Origin of the sequence: Mycobacterium sp., assembly GCF_035314905.1 — a bacterium.
Lineage (GTDB): Bacteria > Actinomycetota > Actinomycetes > Mycobacteriales > Mycobacteriaceae > Mycobacterium.
Genome location: NZ_DATFYW010000106.1, coordinates 1 through 7,641, shown reverse-complemented (window position 1 = coordinate 7,641; position 7,641 = coordinate 1). Strand labels below are relative to the sequence as shown.

General features: G+C 67.8%; 9 protein-coding genes. 3 read left to right on the top strand and 6 right to left on the bottom strand.

The features are described from left to right. From VKG81_RS08900 to VKG81_RS08890, 3 genes are all read right to left on the bottom strand, one after another. A partial coding sequence (locus VKG81_RS08900; protein WP_324395562.1) for a DUF222 domain-containing protein occupies window positions 1-606 on the bottom strand: 606 nt, incomplete at its 3' end. A 92-nt stretch (window positions 607-698) separates the two neighbouring features. Further along, the gene (locus tag VKG81_RS08895; protein ID WP_324395561.1) at window positions 699-1,676 is read right to left on the bottom strand and encodes a patatin-like phospholipase family protein; all 978 of its coding nucleotides are present in this window, start codon (window positions 1,674-1,676) and stop codon (window positions 699-701) included. Window positions 1,677-1,712: 36 nt separating this feature from the next. After that, the gene (locus VKG81_RS08890; RefSeq protein ID WP_324395560.1) at window positions 1,713-2,135 is read right to left on the bottom strand and encodes a lipoprotein LpqV; all 423 of its coding nucleotides are present in this window, start codon (window positions 2,133-2,135) and stop codon (window positions 1,713-1,715) included. Between the two features lie 114 nt (window positions 2,136-2,249). On the opposite strand from VKG81_RS08890, the gene VKG81_RS08885 reads away from it, so the two are divergent. Then, window positions 2,250-2,819, top strand: coding sequence for a cysteine dioxygenase family protein (locus VKG81_RS08885; protein ID WP_324395559.1), 570 nt, complete (start codon window positions 2,250-2,252; stop codon window positions 2,817-2,819). After that, window positions 2,816-3,292, top strand: coding sequence for a rhodanese-like domain-containing protein (locus VKG81_RS08880; protein ID WP_324395558.1), 477 nt, complete (start codon window positions 2,816-2,818; stop codon window positions 3,290-3,292). The genes VKG81_RS08885 and VKG81_RS08880 overlap by 4 nt, the downstream gene beginning before the upstream one ends. Here the strand turns inward: VKG81_RS08880 and VKG81_RS08875 are convergent. From VKG81_RS08875 to VKG81_RS08865, 3 genes are read right to left on the bottom strand one after another with little or no spacing between them, the layout of a single operon-like run. Then, on the bottom strand, window positions 3,204-4,859 hold the full coding sequence (locus VKG81_RS08875) for an alpha/beta hydrolase (RefSeq protein WP_324395563.1): 1,656 nt from the start codon (window positions 4,857-4,859) through the stop codon (window positions 3,204-3,206). The genes VKG81_RS08880 and VKG81_RS08875 overlap by 89 nt on opposite strands. Before the next feature lie 57 nt (window positions 4,860-4,916). Further along, on the bottom strand, window positions 4,917-5,690 hold the full coding sequence (locus VKG81_RS08870; protein ID WP_324395557.1) for an enoyl-CoA hydratase: 774 nt from the start codon (window positions 5,688-5,690) through the stop codon (window positions 4,917-4,919). A 13-nt stretch (window positions 5,691-5,703) separates the two neighbouring features. Continuing rightward, complete coding sequence (locus VKG81_RS08865) at window positions 5,704-6,741, bottom strand: enoyl-CoA hydratase/isomerase family protein (protein ID WP_324395556.1); 1,038 nt, start codon at window positions 6,739-6,741, stop codon at window positions 5,704-5,706. A gap of 142 nt (window positions 6,742-6,883) precedes the next feature. On the opposite strand from VKG81_RS08865, the gene VKG81_RS08860 reads away from it, so the two are divergent. After that, the coding region (locus VKG81_RS08860) for a Bax inhibitor-1/YccA family protein (RefSeq protein WP_324395555.1) at window positions 6,884-7,641 on the top strand (758 nt) is incomplete at its 3' end.

Here is a 7,641-nt window from a genome sequence, read left to right as displayed (position 1 = left end):
CTGGGCGCCGATGAGGATCCCGCGGCGCCGGGCCCGATCCTGGTCGCTGAACCCCCCGTCGGGGTTGATCAGCTGGGCCAGCACCGCGCCGGCCCGCCTGACCTGCTCGGGGCGAAACTGGGTGCTCAGCTCGGCCAGCGTGGCCTCGGCCCCCTCCCGGGTGGGCGCCGCCACCCAGCCCGGCAACTGCCTGAGAAACCCCCGGATCACCGCCACATGCTCGGCGCCGATCCGGCCCTGCCGCTGCGCGGTGGCGGTCACCGCCAGCCGCGGCGCCAACACCTGCCCGGCCAGGCTGGCGCGCGCCCCCAGGTCCTCGGCCTCCCCGATACGCCGGCGCGCCTCCGCGCGGCTGATACGCAGCCGATCCGCCAACGCATGCGCCAGCGTGCCACCCAACTCGGCCGGCCCGGCCAGCGCACCGAGCTCATTGATCAGGTCGGACTGCAGCACCGGCAGCTGACGCGACACCACCTCGGCGCAGTCCAACAACGCCAGACACTCCCGGCCGGTCAACACCCCGTGCACCCGCAGCTTCGCACACCGCGCCATCGCCTCCCCCAGCGCCGCGAACGCCTCGACGCACTCATCGCGATCCGAAACCATGCCCGAATCATGTCGCCGCCCACCGACACCCCCACACGCTAAACCCACTGCGCCACGGACTTATCCACAGACCAGAATCCATCCACAGATGATCACGTCTCAGCGCTCAAACTGTCGGAGTCGTCGGACTCGTATGAGTCCAGAGCCCGCGCGGCCAGCTGCCGCCCCGCGTTGATCACATCCGCGGCGCGGTGAAAGTCCAGAGAGCGGCTGGCGGTTCGCGGAACCTCGATCATGATGTCAGGGGGATACCCGGCGAGATGATGCCGTGCCAATGCGGCCTGCATTACGTCGATGGCACGGTTCATCACCTCGAAGCTGCCGAGCTTCGGGACCATCGCAGACGCGGTCGCGATGTCCTCGCCCCCTTCCTCCGCCACGGGCAATTCGTCATCGACGGCCATCTCCGCTGCCGTGCCGAAGCGTTCCAGCAGCGCGGACGTGCTTCGCACAACGCGATTCAGCCACTCCGCGCCTGCTCGTGGTCCGGCATCCTCCTGCCCGCGATGAGCGCCCGGTTCGTCACCGCTGAGGCTGACCGCGATCGTCAAATCGGCGTTGGCCCCTGCCAGCGGTGACACCGGCAGCGGGTCGAGGATGCCACCGTCGGCGAGCACCCGACCGTCGAGGACGTGTGGTGAGATCACGCCGGGTATCGCGATCGACGCGCGGATCGCCGCATCGAGCGGTCCCCGTTGCAGCCACAACGACTTTCCGGCGATCAAGTCCGTCGTGACGGCGGTGTACGGAATCGGCAACCTCTCGATCACCGCGTCGCCGAGCAGGTCGCGGACCACGTCGAGGATCTTCTCGGCTCGAAAGAAGCCCGCGCCCCGCCAGGCGGGATCAAGAAGCCGCAAAACCGCGCTCTGGCTCAGCGTCTTGGCCCACTCTGCGAACTCGTCGAGCCCACCGGCCGCATGCAGGCCGCCCACCAGCGCACCCATCGACGAACCCGCGATCCCGACGATGTCGTAGCCGCGGTCACGCAGTTCGTGGATCACGCCGATATGGGCGTAGCCACGGGCGCCGCCACTGCCCAACGCCAGGGCGACTCGCTTGCCGGTCATACGGCCATTTTGCGCCTGCCGGGCAGCGTTCTCTGGTTAGTCGCAGCCGTCTTCAGCAGCGGCCTGGGCCGCAACGATGACGCCGGCCTGGCGTTCCGGCGGCAGCTTTGCCCACGGTATGTGCCAGGTCCCGTTCTCACCGGTAGGGGACTTCTGCACCATGGCCAGATAGGGCTCGACGAGCGTGTGCGGATCGCCCGTCTGCCCGGACATCCATACCCGTGCCCAGTGGCAGGCCTGGTAGTACTCCTCCTCGGTGGAGCCCGCCGGCGCGCTGATCGACGTCGTCACCCCGCCGGGTGACACGCCGATCTGAACCGGACCGGTCTGGCCCGCAGCCTGCGACGTGCTGGCCGACGGCGTCGCCGGACCCGCCTGCTTGCCTGACGAGCAGCCGGAGAGCACAAGAGCCGACGCGGCGAAGGCGGACACCACGACGCAACCCGGGCTGCAGCGCACGCCGCTACTCTATGCAACAATGTTTGACGTGATGGACCCCACCGGATTCACGGGCTGTTGTCGGGCGTAGTCGCCCCCAGCCCTGTTCCGTCCATCTCTCGAGGCCCAAAGCCCATGCCTTTTGCTCTTCGCGCGAGCGGCTCGTCGCCGCGTTCTGCGAACCTTGTTCTCAGTCCGTCCCTTATCCCCGCCGTCTCCGCACCGACCCGGCTCCGACTGCCTGACCTGCTGCGAATCACCGACGAAAGCGCCGATGATGTGCTCAATGGCCGATATGGCGACCTGGAGCCCCCCGGTGGCGTCCCCAACCACCGACGATGGTTCACCCGATTGCACAGCGACGACGAACTGGACGTCTGGCTGATCAGCTGGGTGCCCGGACACCCCACCGAGCTGCACGACCATAGCGGGTCTCTGGGCGCTCTCACTCTGCTCAGCGGCGCCTTGCACGAGTTTCGTTGGGACGGCGCCGGTTTGCGTCGCCGGCGGCTCGACGAGGGCGACCAGGCGGCGTTCCCGCTGGGGTGGGTGCACGACGTCACGTGGGCGCCCACGGCGGCGCCGGCGCTCAGCGTGCACGCCTACTCGCCCCCGCTGACCGCGATGTCGCACTACGAGGTCACTCGACGCAACACACTGCGCCGTGTTCGCACGGAGCTGACCGACATCCCGGAGGGGCAATGACCCGCAGCCGGATCGACAGGCTGCTGGAGGCCGCGCGGACCCGGCTGGTCCGAATGCACGCACACGACGTGCCCGCCGCGGTCGAGCGCGGGGCGATCCTGGTCGACATCCGGCCGCGGGCGCAGCGGACCCGCGAAGGAGGCGTGCCCGCCGCGCTGGTGATCGAGCGCAACGTGCTCGAATGGCGCTGCGACCCGACCAGTGACGCGCGAATTCCGCAGGCTGTGGACGACGACGTCGAGTGGGTGGTGCTCTGCTCGGAGGGCTACACCTCCAGCCTGGCCGCCGCCGCACTGCAGGATCTCGGGCTGCACCGTGCCACCGACGTCATCGGTGGCTATTCGGCCTTGAAGAAGACCGGAGCGCTCGCGAAGCTGGGCCGGCCTACTCGTCGGAGTGCATCATCGGGCGGAGCCGCTCGGTCTTCTCCGGCGTCCAGCCGGGGGGCTGAAGGACGGCGGCCCATCCGTTGACAACGTCCTTCACGTACCGGTGGCCGTGCCCGTCGGGCACGTCGATCGCGACCGCCATATCGGCCGACACCTGCAGGAACGTGACGATCGGGATCCATTCCATGTCCCCGGACACGTCATAGCCCCGCGGCTCACGCAGCCAATCCGGCCGTGCGAACAGCAGGTCGGGATTCCACCAGGCGATCGGGTCGGAGGCGTGCTGTAGGTACACCACGCGCGGATTTCCCCACGGCGCGGCGGGGCGGCCCAGGTTGTCCGGCCGGGCGACGAACCGGAGGTTTTCTCCATCCTGATAGATCGGCAGCCACTCCGGTGAACCGTTGTCACGGTTGTGGGTGACGTCTTCCCACATCGTGTTGTTGAACGTCGGACCGGAGAACAGCGCCCCGTTGGTGCGCGCCTCGATGTTGTTGGGTGACAAGAACGGCGCCTCGCCGCCGAACGATCCGAGGCTTTCGCCGAACACGACGAGCTGGGGACGCTGGCCTTCCGGCAGCGCCCGCACCCGTTTGTCCACCGCCTCGAACAGCGCCTGCCCGGCCTGACGTGCGTTTTCCTTGTCCACCAAGAACGACAGCCAGCTGGGCAGGAATGAGTACTGCATGCTGACGATCGCGCTGTCGCCGTTGAACATGTATTCGACCGCGTCGGCCTCGGCCTCGTTGATCCAGCCCGTGCCGGTGGTGGTGGCGACCGCGACCACCTTGCGCTTGAGCCCGCCAGTGCGCTCGAGTTCGCGCGCAGCCAGCTCGGCGGTGGCCCTGATCCCGTTGGCGGAATTGAGGCCGGCGTAGGCCCGGATCGGCTCCTCCGCGGGCGCGCCGTTGAACGCCGACAGCTGTTGCGTGGTCGGTCCGCCCCCGACGAAGATACGGCCCTGGTGACCCAGCGAGGACCACGACACCAGTGAGCCGGGTCCGCCCGAGCGCAGCGGCGACTTCGGCGCCGGGTTGTTCGGGCTTTCTTCGTTGTTGACCGCCTCGAACGTTGTGTTCAGCGTGTGCATCGCGAACCGGGCCACCACCCCGTTGAGTATCGCGACACCGAGACCGACCACGAGCAGCACCGCCACTACCGCCGAAACCCGGGGCGGGGCAACACGACTGAGTTGCCGGAAAAGGAACCTGATCAACTTGCCGACGAGCTGGCCCATCTCGACCAGTGCGAACAGCACCACAATGGACAGCACGGCCGCCAGCGGGTAGTCGTGCCACTTGAGCCGAGGCACACCCATCAGGTCACGGACGTGGTCCTGCCAGACGTGGAACCAGATGATCATGGCGACTGTGCCCACCACACCGGCCGCGATGAGCACGTACCAGGCGATCCGCGGCGCCGGAGGGCTGCTGTCCTTGGACCGCATGAAGCGGACGAGCCAAACCGCGAAGACACCGATCGCGTAGCCGATCGCACCGGCTGCCCCGCTGACCAACCCCTGAAACAGCGGGCCGCGCGGCAGAAGCGATGGAGTCATCGAGAACCACAGGAACACCAGCCCGACCGCCGTGCCGGTGAACGTGTAGTGGCGCTGCCACCAGTCCGGTTTCGCCGGCGGCTCGACGAGCAGCTCAGGCTCGGGAACCGATGGCTTAGTCGCCGTTGCCGATTCGCTCACCAGTGCACCTTAACGGTGCGTGAAGTCCGGCGGGCGTTTCTCGATGAATGCGGCCATGCCTTCGCCTTGGTCGGCGGTGGCGAATGCGGAGTGAAACAGCCGGCGCTCGTAGAGCAGGCCCTCGGCGAGCGTGGTCTCGAATGCGCGGTTGACGGCTTCCTTGGCCATTCGGGCGGCCGACAGCGACATTCCGGCGATCGTGGTGGCGACGGCCCTGGTCTCTCGGAGCAGCTCGTCGGCGGGAACGATGCGCGACACCAGGCCGCTGCGCTCGGCCTCGGCGGCGTCCATGTTGCGTCCGGTCAGAATCAGGTCCATCGCCTTGGCCTTGCCGATCGCCCGGGTCAATCGCTGCGAGCCGCCCATCCCGGGGAGCACGCCGAGCTTGATCTCGGGCTGGCCGAACTTCGCGGTGTCGGCAGCGATCAGCAGGTCACACATCATCGCCAGCTCGCAGCCGCCGCCGAGTGCGTATCCCGCGACGGCTGCGATCGTGGGGGTACGCACCGCGGCGAAGCGGCCCCACGCGGCGAAGTAGTCGACGCCGAACACATCGGCGAATGACAGGTCGGCCATCTCCTTGATGTCCGCGCCGGCGGCGAATGCCCTCTCCGACCCGGTGATGACGATGGCGCCGATTCCCGGGTCGGCGTCGAATTCGGCTGCCGCCGTGGTCACTTCGGCCATCACCTGACCGTTGAGCGCGTTCAGCGCCTTCGGCCGGTTCAACGTGATGGTCGCAACGCGGCTGTCGCGCTCGACGAGGATTGTCTCGTAGGTCATGGGTATTCCGTTCCTAGAAGGTGAGATCGTCGTCGACCGGGGCGAAGAAGGCCTCGACGTCGTCGTCGCTGATAGCCGCCAGCGACGCCGGCGACCATTTCGGGTTGCGGTCTTTGTCGACCACTTGCGCGCGGATGCCCTCGACGAGGTCGTGGGTGCGCAGCGTCGCGCAGGACACCCGGTACTCCTGGCGAAGAACGTCTTCCAGGGTGTCGAGCTTCGCCGCGCGGCGTATGGCCGCCAGCGCAACCGCCAGCGAGGTGGGCGATCGGGAGGCGATGAGATTGGCCGCGTCGTTGGCCGGGCCCGCGTCGTGGCCGCGCAGCGCGGCCACGATGTCTGCGACCGTGTCGCCCATGTAGCACTCGTCGATCCAGGTCTGTTGCGCGACCAGCTCACTGAATGGAGGCGCGACGGCATAGCGGTCCAGCGCGGCGTGCAGGCCGCCGTCGACGATTGCCCGGGTGAACTCGGCAAGCGCCCGGTGCGGAACGTAGTGGTCGGCGAAACCCATCGCGACCGCATCCGAGCCCGAGAACGGCGCCCCGGTCAGCCCGGCATGCAGACCGAGAAGTCCGGGCGCACGCGACAGCAGGTAGGTGCCGCCGACGTCGGGGACGAAACCGATGCCGACCTCCGGCATCGCGATCTTCGATGTGTCGGTGACGACGCGTGTGTTCGCATGCGCGCCGACCCCGACGCCGCCGCCCATCACGATTCCGTCCATCAACGCCACGTACGGCTTGGAGTAACGGCCGATGTAGCCGTCGAGAAGATACTCGGCGCGCCAGAACCGCCTGGCCTCGATCCCGTCGCCGCGGGCGCTGTGATAGACCGCGACCACATCCCCGCCGGCACACAGGCCCCGTTCACCGGCGCCGGACAGCACGACCACGCGCACGCCGTTGTCGTGCTCCCAGCCGGCCAGGACCTCGTGCATGGTCGTGACCATCGAATGCGTCAGCGAATTGATCGCCCTCGGACGGTTCAGGGTCAGGAAACCGACGCCACGGTCGACGCGGGCAAGGATCTCATCGGTGTCAGCCGCCACGCCTGAGCAATCTAGATCGTGACGCACGGGGTCGCGCCCGCGGGTAAGGTTCCCGAAGAGCGTGACCTCCGGGAACCCCGTGTGGCCCGTCGTTCGTTAGACGGTTGTTCTCGGAACTTGACTATCACGAGAGGATCCGACGGTGCGGGAGACCAGCAACCCGGTATTTCGTTCGTTGCCCAAGCAGCAGGGGGGATACGCGCAGTTCGGCACCGGCTACGCCGGCGCCCCCCAGCCCTACCAGGGCGATCCATACGTCGCCCAGTACCCCGATCAGCGGCAGACCGGCGTCTCGCGCCCGCTGACGATCGACGATGTCGTCACCAAGACCGGCATGACGCTTGCCGTGCTGTCGGTTGTGGCGATCGTCTCCTACTTCCTGGTGTCGGCCAACCTCGCGCTGGCCATGCCGTTCACGCTCGTCGGCGCGCTCGGCGGCCTCGCTCTCGTGTTGGTGGCGACGTTCGGCCGAAAGCAGGACAGCCCGGCGATCGTGCTGAGCTATGCGGCCCTTGAGGGCCTGTTCCTGGGCGCGATTTCGTTCGTGCTTGCCAACATCGCGGTGTCCAACAGCAACGCCGGCATGATGATCTTCCAGGCGATCCTGGGTACGGTCGGTGTGTTCGCGGGCATGCTCATCGTCTACAAGACGGGCGCCATTCGCGTGACACCGAAGTTCACCCGGATGGTCGTCGCCGGCCTGTTCGGTGTCCTGGTGCTGATGCTGGGCAACTTGGTGCTCGCGATGTTCGGTGTCAACGGCGGCGCTGGTCTGGGGCTGCGCGGCGGCGGGGCGGGCACCGGCCTCCCGTGGCTCGCGATCGTTTTCTCGTTGGTCTGCATCGGCTTGGCGGCGTTCAGCTTCCTGATCGACTTCGACGCCGCCGATCAGATGATCCG

Excerpts from the sequence above, each read along its gene's own strand:
- VKG81_RS08895 (WP_324395561.1), bottom strand. The coding sequence starts at position 1,676 with ATGACCGGCAAGCGAGTCGCCCTGGCGTTGGGCAGTGGCGGCGCCCGT.
- VKG81_RS08885 (WP_324395559.1), top strand. The coding sequence starts at position 2,250 with ATGCCTTTTGCTCTTCGCGCGAGCGGCTCGTCGCCGCGTTCTGCGAAC.
- VKG81_RS08880 (WP_324395558.1), top strand. The coding sequence starts at position 2,816 with ATGACCCGCAGCCGGATCGACAGGCTGCTGGAGGCCGCGCGGACCCGG.
- VKG81_RS08870 (WP_324395557.1), bottom strand. The coding sequence starts at position 5,690 with ATGACCTACGAGACAATCCTCGTCGAGCGCGACAGCCGCGTTGCGACC.